17 protein-coding genes and 1 pseudogene are annotated in these 16,225 nt (G+C 72.4%); 6 read left to right on the top strand and 12 right to left on the bottom strand.

Annotation, left to right across the window (positions count from 1 at the left end; all coding sequences use genetic code 11):
- Positions 1-200: 200 nt before the first annotated feature.
- Positions 201-1,916, bottom strand: a complete 1,716-nt coding sequence (locus HHL19_RS03155) for an HNH endonuclease (RefSeq protein WP_169085248.1) — start codon at positions 1,914-1,916, stop codon at positions 201-203.
- Between the two features lie 148 nt (positions 1,917-2,064).
- Positions 2,065-2,532: a DUF4240 domain-containing protein gene (locus tag HHL19_RS03160; protein ID WP_169086258.1), complete on the bottom strand. Its 468-nt coding sequence runs from the start codon at positions 2,530-2,532 to the stop codon at positions 2,065-2,067.
- Positions 2,533-2,885: 353 nt separating this feature from the next.
- On the opposite strand from HHL19_RS03160, the gene HHL19_RS37000 reads away from it, so the two are divergent.
- Complete coding sequence (locus HHL19_RS37000) at positions 2,886-3,416, top strand: hypothetical protein (RefSeq protein WP_240981384.1); 531 nt, start codon at positions 2,886-2,888, stop codon at positions 3,414-3,416.
- A gap of 1,010 nt (positions 3,417-4,426) precedes the next feature.
- Positions 4,427-4,631 (top strand): annotated as a pseudogene (locus HHL19_RS37005) (DUF4231 domain-containing protein); the annotation flags it as partial.
- A gap of 20 nt (positions 4,632-4,651) precedes the next feature.
- Here HHL19_RS37005 and HHL19_RS03180 read toward each other — a convergent pair.
- Entirely contained in the window at positions 4,652-5,410 is a 759-nt protein-coding gene (locus tag HHL19_RS03180; protein ID WP_169085250.1) for a GntR family transcriptional regulator, read from the bottom strand.
- Between the two features lie 190 nt (positions 5,411-5,600).
- On the opposite strand from HHL19_RS03180, the gene HHL19_RS03185 reads away from it, so the two are divergent.
- Both HHL19_RS03185 and HHL19_RS03190 read left to right on the top strand, forming a co-directional pair.
- Positions 5,601-5,828 (top strand): hypothetical protein, encoded by a 228-nt coding sequence (locus tag HHL19_RS03185; RefSeq protein WP_169085252.1) that lies wholly within the window; start codon positions 5,601-5,603, stop codon positions 5,826-5,828.
- Between the two features lie 153 nt (positions 5,829-5,981).
- Positions 5,982-6,245: a DUF2277 domain-containing protein gene (locus tag HHL19_RS03190; protein ID WP_169085254.1), complete on the top strand. Its 264-nt coding sequence runs from the start codon at positions 5,982-5,984 to the stop codon at positions 6,243-6,245.
- Here the strand turns inward: HHL19_RS03190 and HHL19_RS03195 are convergent.
- The 5 genes from HHL19_RS03195 to HHL19_RS03215 form a co-directional block, all read right to left on the bottom strand.
- Positions 6,205-6,837, bottom strand: a complete 633-nt coding sequence (locus tag HHL19_RS03195) for a VTT domain-containing protein (RefSeq protein WP_169086262.1) — start codon at positions 6,835-6,837, stop codon at positions 6,205-6,207. The genes HHL19_RS03190 and HHL19_RS03195 overlap by 41 nt on opposite strands.
- A 711-nt stretch (positions 6,838-7,548) precedes the next feature.
- On the bottom strand, positions 7,549-8,028 hold the full coding sequence (locus tag HHL19_RS03200; protein WP_169085256.1) for a DoxX family protein: 480 nt from the start codon (positions 8,026-8,028) through the stop codon (positions 7,549-7,551).
- A 246-nt stretch (positions 8,029-8,274) separates the two neighbouring features.
- Positions 8,275-8,919, bottom strand: coding sequence for an HNH endonuclease family protein (locus HHL19_RS03205; RefSeq protein ID WP_346768265.1), 645 nt, complete (start codon positions 8,917-8,919; stop codon positions 8,275-8,277).
- 472 nt (positions 8,920-9,391) lie between these two features.
- Positions 9,392-10,060 (bottom strand): HAD-IA family hydrolase, encoded by a 669-nt coding sequence (locus HHL19_RS03210; RefSeq protein WP_169085260.1) that lies wholly within the window; start codon positions 10,058-10,060, stop codon positions 9,392-9,394.
- Positions 10,061-10,247: 187 nt separating this feature from the next.
- Positions 10,248-11,393, bottom strand: coding sequence for a peptidoglycan-binding domain-containing protein (locus HHL19_RS03215; RefSeq protein ID WP_169085262.1), 1,146 nt, complete (start codon positions 11,391-11,393; stop codon positions 10,248-10,250).
- Between the two features lie 181 nt (positions 11,394-11,574).
- Between HHL19_RS03215 and HHL19_RS03220 the strand changes: the two genes are divergently transcribed.
- The gene (locus tag HHL19_RS03220; RefSeq protein ID WP_169085264.1) at positions 11,575-12,336 is read left to right on the top strand and encodes a hypothetical protein; all 762 of its coding nucleotides are present in this window, start codon (positions 11,575-11,577) and stop codon (positions 12,334-12,336) included.
- Between the two features lie 33 nt (positions 12,337-12,369).
- On the opposite strand, the gene HHL19_RS03225 is transcribed toward HHL19_RS03220, so the two are convergent.
- Entirely contained in the window at positions 12,370-12,855 is a 486-nt protein-coding gene (locus HHL19_RS03225) for a GNAT family N-acetyltransferase (RefSeq protein WP_169085266.1), read from the bottom strand.
- 126 nt (positions 12,856-12,981) lie between these two features.
- Positions 12,982-13,323, bottom strand: a complete 342-nt coding sequence (locus tag HHL19_RS03230; RefSeq protein WP_206324492.1) for an antibiotic biosynthesis monooxygenase — start codon at positions 13,321-13,323, stop codon at positions 12,982-12,984.
- A 12-nt stretch (positions 13,324-13,335) separates the two neighbouring features.
- Here HHL19_RS03230 and HHL19_RS03235 point away from each other — a divergent pair, with 12 nt between their 5' ends.
- On the top strand, positions 13,336-14,418 hold the full coding sequence (locus tag HHL19_RS03235) for a serpin family protein (RefSeq protein ID WP_169085268.1): 1,083 nt from the start codon (positions 13,336-13,338) through the stop codon (positions 14,416-14,418).
- Here the strand turns inward: HHL19_RS03235 and HHL19_RS03240 are convergent.
- Both HHL19_RS03240 and HHL19_RS03245 read right to left on the bottom strand, forming a co-directional pair.
- A complete protein-coding gene (locus HHL19_RS03240; protein ID WP_169085270.1) occupies positions 14,408-15,088 on the bottom strand; it encodes an O-methyltransferase in 681 nt (226 codons plus the stop codon). The two genes, HHL19_RS03235 and HHL19_RS03240, sit on opposite strands and share 11 nt — an antisense overlap.
- Complete coding sequence (locus HHL19_RS03245; protein WP_169085272.1) at positions 15,085-16,224, bottom strand: DUF2330 domain-containing protein; 1,140 nt, start codon at positions 16,222-16,224, stop codon at positions 15,085-15,087. The genes HHL19_RS03240 and HHL19_RS03245 overlap by 4 nt, the downstream gene beginning before the upstream one ends.
- Position 16,225 lies beyond the last annotated feature (1 nt).

Consider the following 16,225-nt stretch of genomic DNA (forward strand, 5'->3'; position numbering starts at 1 on the left):
AGAAGGAGTGGCTCCGGGAGGGGCGGGTGGGTTCGTGGTGCTGATGGGCGACGGACCGATGGCCGGGTGCGTTCGGCTACCCGGGGGAGGTTCGTGACGTCGTTCTCCGTCGGGCAGCTGATTGGTTGATTTGGCGAGGCTTCGTGCTCGATGACGGCTGCCGTGCACGCCTTCTGACGTGCGGCAGCCGTCTGGTCCGGTCAGGAGGTCTCGCCTTGGGTGGCATGGGCGGTCGTGTCCCTGCCGCAGAGCGCTCGGTGGTAGCGAAGGTGCGCTTCGTCGAGTGGGTGGGCGGGGTGCTTGCGGAGCGGGCCTATGGGGCTGTTGTTCGCCGTCGAGCGAACGGTTCCTTCGGCGTCGATGTAGATCGCCAGGGTGTCGAACTGAACGTGGTGATTCGGGCACAGGACGAGCAGGTTGGCCTGTTCGTCGGGGCCGTTGTGGGGGCGGCCGAGGCCACGGATGTGGGCGGCCTCGCTGTAGGTGCCGAAGCGGGTCGACAGCTGGAGGGCGCACACCTGACAGCGGTCGCCGTGCAGCTTCTTCACCTTGGCCGTCAGGGCGGTGTCGCGGATGACGAGGGAGGAGGTGACCGTGCGGCGTGCGGCAGGAACCGTTTCCCTCGCGTGATCCTCTGTGGAGTCCTCGATGCCGCCGGCGCTTTCGTAGCCGGCCAGTCCCAGCCGCTCCAGCAGGGCGTGCTGATCTATGTCTGCCAGGTAGGTCTCCCGCAGGACAGCCACAGCCTGGGACCGGACGAAGGGGTCTTCCAGCAGCCGCGCGACCTGCTCGGTCACTCCTCCTTCGGGGTTGAGCCTGTCGAACGCTGCGGCGTGGGCCACGGCGACCAGCTCGGGTGGGAGGCCATGGACATCCCACAGTCGGCTCGTCTGCAGGTGCACGAACGGGTACTCGGGGGTGATGGAGGATTCGGGGAGGCCGAACTCGGCCAACAGGCTGCCCACTTCCTCGCGGAACTCTCGCCAAGGTGCGAGGTGAGGCTTGCCCGTGGCCACTCGGGAGATGCCCCACAGGAGAGCCAACGGCTTGTGCCTGCTCTGCCGACCGTTCCTCTTGTGGACCCGGAGGTTCCTCAATCTGTCCATGAGCACGCTCACCATGAGCTCGGCGGACGATTCGGTCGGGGTTCGGGAGGCCGAACCGGAGGCGTCCGGTTCGCGTGGCGCGGGAAGCGGCGGCGTGAGTTCCCGGCCGCTCTCGGGCGACTGCCGGACCGTTTCCCTGCCGCTGGGAGGGCGAACGGCCCAACGCCGAGCCTCGGGCATCGCAGCATGCCCCTGCTCCACCCACTGGCGCCAGGAACGGGGAGCGAGCTGCAGCGCGTCGGCGGTCGAGAGCTCAGGGTTGCCCCGAGCCTCGATCCAAGCCCAGTCGACCTGATCGTTCTCTGCGCTCAGATCCAGGAGGGATAGTTCGTATCGATAGTTCGGGAAGGAGGTTCCCGTCGCTTGCTGCTCGATCTGCTCGGCGCGGTCGATCACCGCAACGCCGCAGAACTCGACGTATCCCTTGGGTGTCTTGTTGCGCGAGACCGCGGCGAACACCAGCAGCGGTACGGCCAGCGCGCGCTGCTCCGCAGCGAGCCCCTGGTGTTCCTCCAGTGCCTCCAGCAGTACCGCATTGCCTTGTGTGGTGCCCACCGGCACCGTGTGGTCGACCCGATGGTCGCCGAAATAGAGGATTCGGCCGTTGTCCAGGTCGAACACATCGTGCCAGGGCGTTTCAGCCGTTCCGGCCTTCCACGGGCTGGAGCGGATCAGGATGCACGGACGGCGCAGCCCGCCGGGCGCCTTGACCTTGGCAATCGGGTTGATTCCCTTGCTGAGCTGGATCTGAGCGAGCCTCTCCGAGGCTGTGACGTGGTGGATGTTTGGGTGACCGTCGATGAACGCCACCTCGGGATCTCTGTTTCGAGCAGACCGAAACACGTCCCCGACACGCAACAGGCTTCCCACCGGTCCTCCCCTCATGGCACTGCCCCGCCTCCTCGATCTTGCCAGGTCCGCGAGGCCACTGGCCCTGCAGGTCAAGCGGGGGCTCGCCTCAGTTTCGTAGGTGTGGCCAACCGTCTCTGTTCGAGCAGCTCTCGAAGCAGTGGCGGGTCGTGCGGTCCCACTCGTTGCCGGTGGCCAGCTCGTACGCCTCGTCCGGGACGTACAGGAGCGATTCGCCGTCGAGCTCGGTGGAGGTGTACGGAGCGAACTTGTCCGTGTCGGAGAAGACGCTCTCCCACACGGCCCGGCCGGCGGCGACGACCGCGCATCGGGAGTACAGGAACGCGTCGGACGACTGTGGGAAGGGACTGCCGTCCCGAAGCGTCATGTCGATCACCGGCAGGGTGCCGAACTTCTCCTGGTCCAGACGGTAGAGCGCCTCGGCGTGCCGTTCCGCGAAGCCGACGATGTCGGAGACGGGGCGGCGGCTCAGCTCCTCAGCGAGGCGATGGCAGTTCTCTTTGGTGGCTTCGCCGTTCAGGGTGGCTATCAGTGCCCAGAAGTCGGCCCATGTCATTCTCACGGGCGCAGGATGCCAGGGAGGTCTGACATGTCGGGCGGGCCGACTACTGCCAAGCGCCCGATCGAACTGGGCTGTCAGTGCCTCTGCGCACCTTCTCGTCATGGTGAGCAGGCCTCCTGAGACCTGGCGTGTCTGGATGGCGCAGGCGGCCCGAGACGTCGAGGCCGGGATCTTGGAGCCCGATGGTGCAGGCGTGGCAGAGATGCACCCAGAGTTCGTGCTGAGGGCGACGGACTCGGCGCTGGAGGCGTTCGAGGCGGAGATGCGGGGTCTCGTGAATCCTTCCGACGGGAAGGTCTTCCGGGCGGTCGAAAGGATCGTTCTCGCGCTCAACGCTGTCGACACACATGGGAGCCGGTTTCTGCACCGAGGAGCGGGAGCAGCTTTGCTGGTACGTCGACCTCACCCTGGGCGAGTACGGCGTGGACGTGGCTGCTCTGCTGGCGAGAAAGGACATCGTCCGAGCGAGGATCACTGATGCCTGGCGCAACTGTGACCGTGGCTTCCTGGACGTCTGTCAGTGTGCGGGGCACGAGGGAAAGCTCCCGGCCCTGGTGCCCTGCCCCTGTGGCGGCATCATGAGTTCCATGACTTCGGAAACCGGCTCAGTGCCGATCGAGAGCACTCACGTCACGGCCGCCGTTGAGGGCGCGAGGCTCCACTTCTCCTGGGATGCCGATGCCCGGATCGAGGTACGCAACCTTGGAGGCGAGGTCGTCATCGAGGCGAACGCCGCGGGTCTCAGGACGCTTGCCGGGCATCTTCTGGTGCTGGCAGGCGAAGGAGTTCCTGATGGGGCTCATCTGCACCTCGAAGACAACAACGGACTGGAAGACGGGTCCGTCGGCCTGGTCTTGGAGCGTAGCGACGAAGAGTGACCGGGTTCCTCGCGGTTGTCGCAGGAGCGGACATCTAGAACTGACATCAACGAAGCTGGATGACGGCGGCCATGCGCAATTGCCATGGCAGATGGAGCCGGCGATCCGGTTCTGAACGGGGCATGGCGGACGGACTCACGGCGCAGGCGTCGGCGCCAGGGACCGTGCCAGATCCGCGCCAGACCGAGCAGACAGCCACGGTCAATCGGGGGCCGCGGCAGTGTAGGCGAGGGCGGGGCGTGCAGTGCCGGGTGGGGCGGTTCCGCTCCTCGTCGGTGGCCGGCTCGTGCGCCCCGTCCGCATTGCCGAATAGCCAGGAAGTGCACGCCAACCGGTATGGGATGGTCTTACGAGATTCGGGTCGGTGGAGCTGTAGGTGAGGGGGAGAGTGCCTTGGAGTCGGTCGGGTATCTCATGGGCGCCTTGGTCTGGGGTGCTGTGTTCGCCGCAGTGCTGGTGGCTGTGGTCGGGGCGTTTGTGGTTGTTCGATGGCGGCGCAGGACGATCGCGGCCTTGGAGCGTGCGGAGTTGGAGGCGGTCTCGCAACCCTCCGGGGGATCCCCGATCGGTTAGCTGGAGGTCTGCGGGGGCGCGTCGGCGGGAGGCGTGTGTCGGGGGGAGGGGGTGGGTTGACGGGGGTGTCGGGGGTGGGTGTACTCGCGGGATGGTTGACGTGGGGGGATGCTCCTGATGCGGGGGCTGTCGGTGGGGACATGACGGCGCAGAAGTATGTGGAGACTCGGCAGGGGCGGTATCAGGAGTGGTACGACGTCAAGGCCGGGCGGATGAAGGCGATGCATCTGCGGATGCGGACGGTGTCCGTGGTGGACGGTGTCCGTGGTGGGTGGGGCGTTGGTGCCGGTGTTCGTGAATCTGGATGCCGGGTTCGCGCGGGTGACCGCGACCGTGCTGAGTGTGGTCGTGGTGGCTGCGGTGTCGTTGGAGAGCGTCTACCGGTAGCGGGAGCAGTGGAAGAACTACCGGTCGACCGAGCAGCTCCTCGGGCACGAGCGGGTCTACTTCGAGACGCGGGTCGGGCCCTATCGGGAGCTGTCGCAGCGGGAGGCGTTCGCGTTGCTCGTGGCCCGGGTGGAGAAGGCCATCGCCCATGAGAACGCAGCCACGTTGAATGTGATGACCTTGGGGGCGCAGGTCGGGGGGGATGTGGAGGGGAAGGGCGGGAGCCCTGTTGTGCCTGGGGCTCGGGAGGGGTAGCTCGGGAGGGGTAGGCGGCGTCAGGCGTCGAAGTCGTATTCCAGGATGTAGGACGAGGCGTCCAGGGTCATGTCGTTGAGTTCGACCGGGCGGCCCCGTTCCGTGAACGCCGTGCGGCCGATGAGGACCACCGGGGTGCCCGGGGGGAGGGTCAGGCGGGTGGTCTCGTCCGCCGTCGGCATGCGGCAGCGGATCTCCTCGCGGAAGCGGACCGGGCGGTGGCCCAGTTCGGCCAGGCGGGCGTACGTGCCGCCCGGGCCCGTGTCGGGGCGGGTGACGGCCGTGTCGCGGACCAGATCGGCGGAGAGGTACGAGACCGAGAGCAGCACCGGCTTGTCGTCGAGGACGAAGCGGCGGCTGCGGACGCAGACGGGGGCCTTCGGCGGCAGGCCGAGCGCGGCGGCGACCCGGGGACCCGCCTCCTCCTCCGTCACCGTGATCCCGTCCACGACCAGGTCCCGGTTCTCCACCTCCGCCGCCCACACCGAACGCCCGCCCGCCCAGCCGTCCGCCGCGAGGCGCGGGATGCCGCGGCGGCGCAGCGGGCGGAAGGCGCGGACGAAGACGCCGGCCCCCTTGCGGGCCTCCGTGAGGCCCTCGCCGCGGAGGACCGAGAGGGCCTGGCGGGCGGTCATCCGGGCCACCTCGTAGGTGGACATGAGGTCGTTCTCGCCGGGGAGCCGGTCGCCCGGCGCGAAGTCGCCGGACTGGATCGCTGTTCTCAACTCATCCGCGATGCGCTGGTACTTGGGGCGACGAGTGCTGTCCTGGTCGGTCACGAGTGGACCACTCCCTTCGTCTGCGGGACACCCTAAGGGGCCTCCCGCGGCCAGGGTGCACACGTGTGCGCCGTCCTGCCCTCGTGATCCATCCATCGGGGGACATCTCTAGAGATACGTTGACAGGGCGAGGTCTCCGGGTTTCCCTGGGTGTCCCCACGCAGCATTCCGGACGGGACGGAGGGGTGGCGTGCAACCTGTGCCCGAGGTCGGCGACCTCGTCCGTGACACCGCCACGGGGCGGGTCGGCTTCTTCGTACGGAGCGATTCCGGCCGTTTCCTGATCCGCGCCGTCCACGGCGGCCCCGAGGCCGAGTGGGAGGCCGAGCCCCGCGACGTCCAGCCCGCCACGCCCCTGCGCGAGCTCCGCGCCCGCGCCGCCGAGATCAACGCGCGCAGCCGGCGGGGGCTGAACTGATCCCTGCCGCGCCGTGCTGATCGTGCCGTGCCGAGGCATGCCGGGTCGTGCCGAGGCGTGCTGATGCGTGCCGCGCCTTGTCGCGTCTGGCTGGAATGCGACGGTCGTCCGCGACCCGCACCCGCTGTCAGTGGGGCGGGTCACACTGGAAGCATGTGCCGCAGCATCAAGACGCTCCGTCCGCCCGTCCTGCCCCACGAAGCCACCCAGGACGACATCCGCGCCGCCGCGCTCCAGTACGTCCGCAAGGTCTCCGGCTTCCGCGCCCCCGCCGCGCACAACCGGGAGGTCTTCGACCGGGCCGTCGACGAGATCGCCGACGCCACCGTCCGGCTCCTCGCCACCCTGGAGGTGAGAGGAGCCCACCACCACGCCGTCAGGACGCCGGAGCCGGAGCCGTCCCCGGACGCCGTATGAGGTAGCCGGCCAGTCCGCCCGCCAGCAGCAGCGCCAGGGTCGAGACCCCCGCGCTGAACCAGGTCGCGCCCAGCCACTGGCCGCCCAGCCAGCCGAGCCCGACGCTGTACGAGGCCCAGATCACCGCCGCCAGGGCCGACCAGGGCAGGAACTCCTCGGGGCGCCGCCGTGCCGCGCCCGCGCCGAGGGAGACCACCGAGCGGCCGGCCGGGGCGAAGCGGGCGAGGACCACGATCAGGCCGCCGCCCCGGGCCAGGGCGGTGCCGAGACGTTCCCGCGCCACGGTCAGGCGGCGGGAGCGGGCTATCGCCCGGTCCATGCGCCGTCCGCCGCGCAGCGCGAGCCGGTACGCGAGGAAGTCCCCGAGCGCCGAGGCCGTCGCCGCGGTGAGCAGCAGCGGCAGCAGGGAGGGGACGTCCGCGGGCGCGTTCGCCGAGCCGAGGGCCGCGGAGGCGGCCGTGGCGGCGGAGATCACGAGGAAGCCGCTCGGCAGCACGGGAAGGAAGACGTCGAGCAGGATCGACGTCGCCACCACCGGATAGATCCACGGGCCCGCGGTCAGCGACCTCAGCGAGCCCATGTTGTCGAGCAGATTCACAGGGCCAGAGCCTACGCGCCGCCGCCCGGACCCCCGCCGGGTGGGTACCGGCGGGAGCCCGGGCGGGGCCGAGGGAGCGGGAGGGGTCGGGAGGGGTGGGAGGGGTGGGAGGTGAGTGCCTCGGGGCGGGGATACGGCCTCGGGCAGGATGCACGGCCTCCGGCCGGGGGTGTGGCCTGGGCCGGGGTGTGGCCTTGGGTAGGAGGCAGGGCCTCCGGTCGGAGGTGCTGCCTCAGGCCAGGGGTACGGCCTTCGGCCAGGGATGTGGCCTTCGGCCGGGGATGCGGCCTGCGGTCAGGGGTATGGCCTTCGGCCGGGGATGCAGCCTTCGGCCAGGGATGCGGCCTGCGGTCAGGGGTATGGCTCCGGCCGGGGATGCGGCCTGCGGTCAGGGGTATGGCTCCGGCCGGGGATGAGGCCTCCGGCCGGGGGTGCGGCCTCCGGCCGGAGGCACGGCTCCGGCCAGGGGCATGGCCTTGAGCCGGGGATGAGGCCTCCGGCCAGGGGCATGGCCTTGAGCCAGGGATGCGGCCTCCGGCCCGGGGTGCGGCCTTGGGCCGGGGGTGCTGCCTCCGGCCAGGGGCACGGCCCGAGGCCGGGGATGCGGCCTCCGGCCCTGCGTACGGCCTCCGGCCCTGGGGTACGGCCTCCGGCCAGGGACGCGGCCTTCGGCCGGCGATTCGGCCTTCCGCCAGGGGTACGGTCTCAGGCCGCGACCGGCGTGCTCTGCTTCTCCGTGCCTCGCTCGGGGTCGCCTGCGCGGGAGCCCTTCGTGCCCTTGCCGCCGAAGAGGCCGTCGAGTGCGAGGGCGCCCGGGCCGGTGAAGATCAGGAGGGCGAAGGCCCAGCAGAAGAGCGCGGCGGTCTCGCCGTGGTTCTGGAGCGGGAAGAGGGCCTCGGGCTGGTGGGCCCAGAAGTACGCGTACGCCATCGAGCCCGAGGAGATGAGGGCCGCGCCGCGCGTGCCGAGGCCGACGAGGACCAGGACGCCGCCGACGAGCTGGATCACCGCCGCGTACCAGCCGGGCCAGGTGCCGGCGGGGACGGTGCCGCCGCCCATCGCGCCGCCGAGGACGCCGAAGAGCGAGGCGGCGCCGTGGCAGGCGAAGAGCAGGCCTATGACGATGCGGAAGAGACCGAGCGCGTAGGGCTGCGCCTGGTCGAGGCGGTGCGTGAGGGTGCTCATGGTGGGGGAACTCCTTCGGCCTGGCCCGCCCGGAGAGGGGCGGACGTGGGGGACGGAAACCGAACGGCCGCCAGGTTAGGCATCCCTCAGTTGTACTTGCAAGTTCAATCATCTCGGGCGAGGGGCCGTGGGGGGGGCGCGCCTGCGGTAAGAGTTGCTCAGGTCTGGACCACAGGCGCGCCGAATTCACGCCGTTTTCGGGCCGGGGCTTCCGCGCCGGCTCACGGTGTGTCAGGAGGGGTGCGGTCAGCAGCCGTTGAGGACGGACTGGAGGGCGCTCTTCTCCGCCGAGTCGACGCTGAGGTGGTAGTGGTACTTCACGTGGACCCAGGCGCGGGCGTAGGTGCAGCGGTACGCGGTGCGCGGCGGCAGCCAGTCGGCCGGGTCCTTGTCGCCCTTGGACTGGTTGACGTTGTCGGTGACGGCTATGAGCTGCGGCCGGGTGAGGTCGTTGGCGAAGCCCTGGCGCTGGGCGGTGGTCCAGGAGTTGGCGCCCGAGCGCCACGCCTCGGCGAGCGCGACGACGTGGTCGATGTCGAGGTCGGAGGCGGCCGTCCAGGTGGCGCCGTCGTACTGCGAGTACCAGCTGCCGCTGACCGAGGCGCAGGAGGAGTTGGTGACGACGTTCGAGCCGTCGCGCTTGAGGACGGTCTCGCGGGTGTTGCAGGTGCCGGACTGGGTGATCCAGTGCGGGAAGAGGTCGCGGCTGTAGCCGGTGAGGGAACCTTCCGCCTTGACCGTGAGGGAGGCCAGGTAGGTACGGGCGGTGGCGGCGCTGACCGGGGTCGGCATCGCGGCCTGGGCGGAGGGCGCGGTGGTGGTGAGCCCGGTGAGGGCGAGGGCGGCGGAGGAGGCGAGCACGGCGGCTCGACGCGCGTAGACCTTGCCGATGGGCATGGGGGGACTCCCTTGATTCGGTGGGACCTCGGCGGTTCGGCCGGTCCCGTGCGGTACCGGGCGACGGCCCGGTCATCGTGGCGGCGCGAGGTTTCGTCGGGGGGTGCGCCAGGTAACAGGGTGGCGACATGGACACGTCACATCAAGGGGTGTGACGTGTCCTGACGGAGTGCCAGATTCCGCCGGTGGGAGGGGTGGAGGGGGATCGTCTGTCGAGCCCCCCCCGCGTGCGCGGCCGCCGCCCCCACGGCCGCCGCCCCCGCGACTGCCCCCCCGTGACCGCCGCCCCCGTGACCGCCGCCCCCGTGACCGCCGCCCCCGTGACCGCCGCCCCCCCCCGCGGCCGCAGACCACCGCGCGCGGCCGGATCGTCCGGCCGCGCGCGGTGGTCTGTGCGGTGATGTGAGGTGGGTGGAGTCCGCGGGGTGGGCGGGCTCGGGAGTCCGAGTTGCCGGGTGGCCGGGGATTACTCCGGTACGACTCCGAGGGTCATCGTCCCGTCCCCGTTCGCGTCCAGTCGCAGGCGGGTCAGGTTCGGTACGTACAGGTCCGGCGCGAAGGCCGCCGCGCGCGGGCCCACGCCCACCACGCGCATCCCGGCGGCCTTCGCCGCCTGGATGCCGGCCTCGGAGTCCTCGAAGGCCACGCACTCCGCCGGGGCCGTGCCGAGCTCGGCGGCGCCCTTGAGGAAGCCCTCCGGGTCCGGCTTGCTCGCGCCGACCTGCTCGGCGGTCACCCGGGTCGTCGGCATCCGCAGGCCCGCCGCGCCCATCCGGGCCTGGGCGAGGGCCTCGTCCGCCGAGGTCACCAGGGCGTGCGGGAAGTCCGTGATCGCGTCCATGAAGGCGGGAGCGCCTGCCACCGGCACGACGCCGTCGACGTCGGCGGTCTCCTCGGCGAGTATCACGGCGTTGTCCGCGTGGTTCTCGGCCATCGGGCGGTCGGGGAGGAGGACCGCCATCGTGGCGTAGCCCTGGCGTCCGTGGACCACCTTCAGGACGTCGGCGGCGTCCAGCCCCTGCCGGTCGGCCCAGCGGCGCCAGCAGCGCTCCACGACGGCGTCCGAGTTGACCAGGGTGCCGTCCATGTCGAGCAGGAGGGCGCGGGCGGTGAGCGTTGCCGGGGTGGCGGCCATGGGGGTCTCCAGGGGGGTGGTGCGGAGAACGAAGCGGTCCCGCCCGCCGGTCAGGGAGTACGGGCGGGGCCACTTTGTTTCTTCACGATACAAAACCGGGGGCGGTCTTGGCCACCCGGCCCCCCCGCCGAGCCCCTTCCGATCCCTTCCGGCCCCTGCCGACCTCTTCCGACCTCTTCCGATCCCGTCAGCGGTGGGAGTTTTTGGTCTCCCGCTCCAACTTGCGCCGGGTGTCCGGGCCGTACACGCCTTCCGGGTCCTCCAGCTGCCAGAACCGGCTCTGGTACTGAATGAGTGCCGAGCGCAGCTCTTCGTCGAAGACCCCGTCGGCCTCGCCCAGATAGACCCACAGGATCCGGAGCCGCGTCTGGAGCTCCTCCACCTCCGGCCCCGTGTCGCCGAGGCTCAGCGTGGCCCCTTCGGGAGCGTCCGTGTGGGTGGCGGTGGGCGAGGCGGTCGTCGGGGCCGCGGGCGCCGCGGGTGCCGAGGAAGAGGGGCGGGGCGGGGCCGCGGCGCCCGTCGCGGACGGCGAGCCGGTCGCCGTCGGGGCCGTCGTCCGCGAGGCCGACGGGGACGGGGACGGGGACTTCGAGGCCGTCGGGGACGACGAGCTGGGCGAGGGCGTCCGCGAGGGGGTCCGGCTCGGCGTCGGACTGTCGGAGGACGGGGACGGCTCCTCCGAGACGGCGAGGTTCAGGGACGCGCTCGTGGTCACCTCGGGGACGATCGCCCGGTCCTCGGGCTCCTCGCCGCCGAACACCGCCGCGGCCAGCGCGGCCGTGCCGACCACGGCCGCCGCCGCGACGCCCGCGACCAGGGCGCCGCCCCGCCGCCGGCGCGACCGCTCCCGCCGCGCCCCGGCCGTCCCGGGCGCCCCTGCCGCCCCTGCAGCCCAGGAGTCGCCGGCGCCCCCCGCGCCGCCGACCCCGCCGAGCAGCAGCGGCATGGTCGCGTCGGACCCGCCCTCGGAGCCGTACGGGGAGACGGGGGAGAAGCCGTCGTCGTACGGCCCGTATCCGCCCTGCCCGCCCTGCCCGCCGGACCCGCCATGTCCTCCACCGGGCCCGCCATGGCCGCCGTACTCCCCGGCGCCCCCGGGCGCGCCAGGCATCACCCCGTACTCCCCGGCGTGCCCGGCGTCCCCGGGTCCCACCCGTACCGCCGTGAGCTGCGTCGTCGGCGGGTCGGCCGCCTCGTCGTCGGGCGCGTCCAGCGTGACGTACGGTCTGATTCTGAGCGGGTCGAAGTCCTCGGTCGCCGCCGCCTCCGCCGTACGGGCGCAGGCGCAGCCCGGACGCCGACCGCCGCAATCAGGACATGCGTGTCCGGTCATGATGTGTCCCCTCCCCAACGCAACTGGCAGTGATTATGCAGGCGCCCCGCTGCCCCCGGGTGAACACGCGTGCCCCTTCGCAGGTCATATCCGGACATTCGGCTCGTGGCGGAGAACGCGGGACCGGGTCGGTAACCTGTCCAGCCGAAGATCGACTTCCAGTCACAGGGGGACGGACAGGATGAGCAGTCACGAGCCGGGCCAGAGCTGGCCGCCGCAGCCGGGACACGCGCCGGGGCAGTACCCGGAAGGACCCGCGTACGGCGTCGTCTACACGGCCCCGCCGACCCGCCCGCCGTCGCACCGGGGCGCCTGGATCGGCGCGGGCGCGACGCTGGTGGCGGCGGTGATCGGCGTCGTCGGCACGTATCTGGCGAGCAGCGGCAACGACAACACCCCGGCCGCCGCACCGGCCCCGGCGCCGACCAGCGCGAGCCCGTCGGCGGACGACAAGCCGACGCGGGACGCCACGGCCGGTACGGACACCACGCCGACCGCGGACACCGCGCCGACGACGGACGCCGCGTCGACCCCGTCCGCCCCCGCCACCCCCTCGGGCCCGGCGCCCGACACCGTCCACTGGCAGGGCACCCTCGTCATCACGTACGTGGAGGACAAGGACCTCGACGCGGCGCCGCCCGTGATGTCCGAGATCAACCGCGACAACGACTTCGCCGTCTTCCCCTTCGGCGACCACATGCTGCGCCCCGACAACGGCGCCAAGGCCCTCGTGTGGAAGGGCGCGGCGAAGGCGCCGACGTACGAGGACTGCGCGGGTGTCGTCGACACCCAGGCCACCTCGAACGACATCCGCATCAAGACCGGCCTCACCGTCTGCGGCCGCACCGGCGAGGGCCGGCTCGTCCGGATGACCGTCAAGGACATGGCCGGCCAGGCCGGCGACACGAACGCCACCTTCGACGTCGTCGTCTGGGCGGGCTGACGGAGGAGGCGGGGCCGCCCGGGCCGGCTGGGCTCAGAGCTCCTTGCCGTACCAGATCTCCATGTACGGCCCCGTGCAGTACGCCGGGATCTCCCCGTACCCGTGCCGCACGTACAGCGTCCGCGCCTCGACCAGGTCGAGGCGGGTGTTGAGGACCGCGCGGCGGGCGCCGAGCGCGCGGGCGGCCTCCTCCAGGCCGCCCATGAGCAGGTCGGCGCCGCCGAGGCCGCGGAAGGCGGGGCGGACGAACACCCGGGTCAGCTCGGCGCGGTCGGCGTCGAGGAGGATCAGGCCGCCGCAGGCGGCGGCCTTCCCGTCGTACCGCCCGACCAGGAACTGCCCGGCGGGCGGGGCGAGGAGGCCGAGCCCGTCGTCGATCATGTCGTCGTCGTACTCGTCCTCGGTCAGCACCCGCCCGAAGTACCGTCCGGCGACGTCGCCGTAGTAGTCGCGGCGGAGTGCGGTGGCGTCCGGGGTGTCGACGCGCTCGGGGGAGAAGTTCCAGGTCATGCGGGCCATTCTGCGGCCCGCACGATCACGTCCGCCGCCGGATTTCGCTCCGCCTCCCCAGGGGGCCGCCTCCCCAGGGGGCCGCCTCCCCAGGGGGCCGCCTCCCCGGGGTTCCGCCTCCCCCGGGGCTCCGGGTCACTGCTTCGGCGACGCCTGCTGCACGACCTCGAAGGACCACAGCGTGGAACCGGAAGCGGCCGGCTTCGGACGCTCGCCGCCGCCTTCGCCGCCCGCGCCGCCGGCGGTGCCCTGGTGGGCCGCCTTCATCGAACCGTTCATCCAGTTCTGGAAGTCCTCCTCGCTGCGCCACCGGGTGTACACCAGGTACTGGTCGGTGCCCTCCAGCGGCCGCAGCAGCTCGAACCACTCGAACCCGCCGGAGCCCTCCACGGCCCCGGCCCGCGAGGCGAACCGCTGCTCAAGGACCTCGCGCTGCTCGGCGGGCACGGTCAGGACGTTGATCTTCACGATGCTCATGAAAGGCAGGATATGACCGGGAAGGGCGGGGCCGTGTGGGCGGGGGCGGTGCGGGAGTTGGCGGAGTGGCTGCTGCCGGGGGACGCGGCGCGGGACTTCGTCGGGTCGCCGGCCGGGTTGTGGGTGGCGCTCGGTGCCGTGGCGGCGGGGGCGCGGGGGCGGGCCGCCGAGGAGCTGCGGGGGGTGCTCGGGGTGGCCGGGGAGGAGGCGGGGCCGGCCGTCGCCGGGGTGGCGGCGGCGTTGGCGCGGTCCTCGGGCGTCTCCGCCGGCGTCGCGGTGCGGAGCCGGGTGCCGGTGCGCGCGGCGTACCGGAGCGCGCTGCCGGGCATCGCGTTCGGGGAGCTGGGCGGGGACGCGCGGGCGGAGCTGGACGCGTGGGTGGCCGAGGTCAGCGGGGGGCGGATGGGCGGGTTGCCCGACGCGCTGGACGGGGGCGCCGACCTGGTCCTCGTCGGCGTGGTGGCCCTGGGGGCGGTGTGGCGGGAGGCGTTCGACGCGGGCGGGACCCGGCCCGCGCCGTTCACCGGGGCGGACGGGAGCGTGGCGGAGGTGCCGACCATGCACCGGCGCGTTCCCGCCCGGTGGGCGTGGCGGGTCGCGGGCGGGACCGTGGTGGAGCTGCCGTGCGCGGGGGAGCGGGCGCCACGGGTGCGGTTCGTGCTCGGACTCGTGGGCGCGGGGCCGGACGCGGTGGTGCCGCTCGCCTGGGCGGACGGCGGGCGGGAACCGGTACGGGCCGGGGGCGTCGAGCTGGCGCTGCCCCGGTTCGGGCTGCGGGGCCGGATCGACGCGCTGGCCTGGCTGGGGTCGGTGGGGGTGACGGCACCGTCGCGGCCCGGCGCCGACTTCTCCGGGCTCTCGCCCGAGCCGCTGTACGTCTCCAAGGCGCTCCAGGAGGCGGTCGTGGAGGTCGGCGAGACGGGGGTGGAGGCGGCGGCCGTCACCCAGGTGGAGATGACCCGGAGCGCGGCCCGGCCGCTGCCCGTCGAGCGGATCGCCTTCGACCGGCCCTTCGGGGTGGTCGTCCTCGACGCCGACGGGGAGCTGCCGCTCTTCGTGGGATGGCGGGCCGGGGGGTCTCCGGTCAGGCCGTGACGCGGGCGATGAGGAGGCCGTCGTGGCCCTTCGTGCCGACCGTCTGGAAGGCGGTCGCGTCGAGGCGCGGCTCGTTCGCCACGAGCTCGAACATGGCGCGGGTGCCGGTGATCGCCGGGTCCGAGGGGTCCGGGGCGGCGACGCGGCCGGCGCGGACGACGTTGTCGACGACGATCAGGCTGCCGGCGCGGGAGAGCTTCAGGGCCCAGGTCACGTAGTGCGGGTTGTTGGCCTTGTCCGCGTCGACGAAGACCAGGTCGAAGGGGCCCGCGCCCTCCTTCTCCAGGAGGGGGAGGGTGTCCAGGGCCGCGCCCGTGCGGACCTCGACGCGGTCGGCGAGCCCCGCGCGGGCGAGGTTGGCGCGGGCCACCTCGGCGTGCCGGGGGTCGTACTCCAGGCTGATCAGGCGCCCGTCGGCGGGCAGGGCGCGGCCCAGCCAGATGGTGCTGTAGCCGCCGAGGGTGCCGATCTCCAGGATGCGGCGGGCGCCCTGGACCTGGGCGAGGAGGTTCAGGAGCTTGCCCTGGTTGGGGGCGACGGCGATCTCGGGGAGACCGGCCGCCGCGCTGTCGGCCAGCGCGGCGGTCAGGACCTCGTCGGCGGGGACCAGCAGGTCGGTGACGTACGCGTCGACCTCGTTCCACTGAGGGTTCGTCTGAGGATTCGTCATACCGCCGAAGGTACCCGGCGGCGGTTCGCCCGTACGGTCAGGAACACGGTCAGGCCGGCGATCACCGCCGCGCCCGCGCCCGCCGTCAGCATCCAGGCCGGGATGCCGGCGACCGTCAGCAGGTGCTCCCGGTAGACCACTTGGCGGTACGGCGTGTCGGCGACCGTCCGCAGGACGTGGTCGTCGTCGATGCGGGAGGGCTCGGGGAAGCGCTGCCGGAGGACGGTGAGGTGGACGGGGGCGCCGCCGGCGAGGGCGGCGACGGGGCCTTCGGGACGGTCGATCCGGCCGGCGAAGGTGACCTCGGGGGCCTCGCCGCCGATCGACGAGCGGGGCTCCATGCGGTGGGCTGCCAGGATCGAGAGGCCGAGCGTCTGGCGGGTCTCGGCGAGGCGCGAGAGCCGCATGGGGTAGACGAGTTCGGGGGAGGCGAAGGTGATGCGGAGCGGCGTCAGTTCGCCGTACAGGGGCACGCCCTTCGCCTCCGGGGAGAGGCGGATGGCGACGTACTCCCACTTCCGCTCGACGTAGGGCCGGAGTTCGGGCGAGAGCCGCTCGGGGAGCGGGAAGCCGTTGGCGTGCAGCCAGTCGCCGAGGGCGTTCGGGTCGGTGGCGGTGAGCCGGGCCACGTCGAAGGGGCCGAGCCGCTCGCGGCCGACGACGCCGACGGAGTCGCCGGGGGGCGCGCCGGCCGAGGCGCCGTCGCCGTAGCCGGAGTCGAAGGGCCAGTCGTCCTCGCGGGGCCAGAAGTAGGAACGCTCCCGCTCCTCGGGCGCCGCGAGCTCCTCGATCGCGTCGAACAGCCCGGGGTCGCCGAGGGTGACGTCCGCGCGGTGCGGCACCGGCATGACCCAGGCGGCGTGCTTGGCGTCGCCGTGGACGCGGAAGCGCATGACGATGGTCTCGGTCCGGCCGTCCCAGTGGACGGCGGACTGCTCCTGGTCGACGCCGATGCGCTCCTCGGGGCGCGTGATCATCGCGCCGCAGCCGCACGCCCAGGCGGGCGCGACGAGCGAGCCGAGCTGCAGCGCGAGCAGCGCGACGAGTGTGGCCAGGATCCTGGGCGTGGTTCTGGTGGTGGTTCTGGTGGTGCTGATGCTGGTGGTGTTGGTTCTGGTGGTGTGTGTCCCCCGCATG

Origin of the sequence: Streptomyces sp. R302 (genome assembly GCF_012927245.1) — a bacterium.
Classification (GTDB): Bacteria; Actinomycetota; Actinomycetes; order Streptomycetales; family Streptomycetaceae; genus Streptomyces.

Coding starts and splice junctions, on each gene's coding strand:
- HHL19_RS37000 (WP_240981384.1), top strand. CDS start 2,886: ATGGGAGCCGGTTTCTGCACCGAGGAGCGGGAGCAGCTTTGCTGGTAC.
- HHL19_RS03240 (WP_169085270.1), bottom strand. CDS start 15,088: ATGACGAATCCTCAGACGAACCCTCAGTGGAACGAGGTCGACGCGTAC.
- HHL19_RS03245 (WP_169085272.1), bottom strand. CDS start 16,224: ATGCGGGGGACACACACCACCAGAACCAACACCACCAGCATCAGCACC.
- HHL19_RS03225 (WP_169085266.1), bottom strand. CDS start 12,855: ATGGCCCGCATGACCTGGAACTTCTCCCCCGAGCGCGTCGACACCCCG.
- HHL19_RS03160 (WP_169086258.1), bottom strand. CDS start 2,532: ATGACATGGGCCGACTTCTGGGCACTGATAGCCACCCTGAACGGCGAA.
- HHL19_RS03190 (WP_169085254.1), top strand. CDS start 5,982: ATGTGCCGCAGCATCAAGACGCTCCGTCCGCCCGTCCTGCCCCACGAA.
- HHL19_RS03200 (WP_169085256.1), bottom strand. CDS start 8,028: ATGAGCACCCTCACGCACCGCCTCGACCAGGCGCAGCCCTACGCGCTC.
- HHL19_RS03235 (WP_169085268.1), top strand. CDS start 13,336: ATGACCGGGAAGGGCGGGGCCGTGTGGGCGGGGGCGGTGCGGGAGTTG.
- HHL19_RS03215 (WP_169085262.1), bottom strand. CDS start 11,393: ATGACCGGACACGCATGTCCTGATTGCGGCGGTCGGCGTCCGGGCTGC.
- HHL19_RS03210 (WP_169085260.1), bottom strand. CDS start 10,060: ATGGCCGCCACCCCGGCAACGCTCACCGCCCGCGCCCTCCTGCTCGAC.
- HHL19_RS03220 (WP_169085264.1), top strand. CDS start 11,575: ATGAGCAGTCACGAGCCGGGCCAGAGCTGGCCGCCGCAGCCGGGACAC.
- HHL19_RS03230 (WP_206324492.1), bottom strand. CDS start 13,323: ATGAGCATCGTGAAGATCAACGTCCTGACCGTGCCCGCCGAGCAGCGC.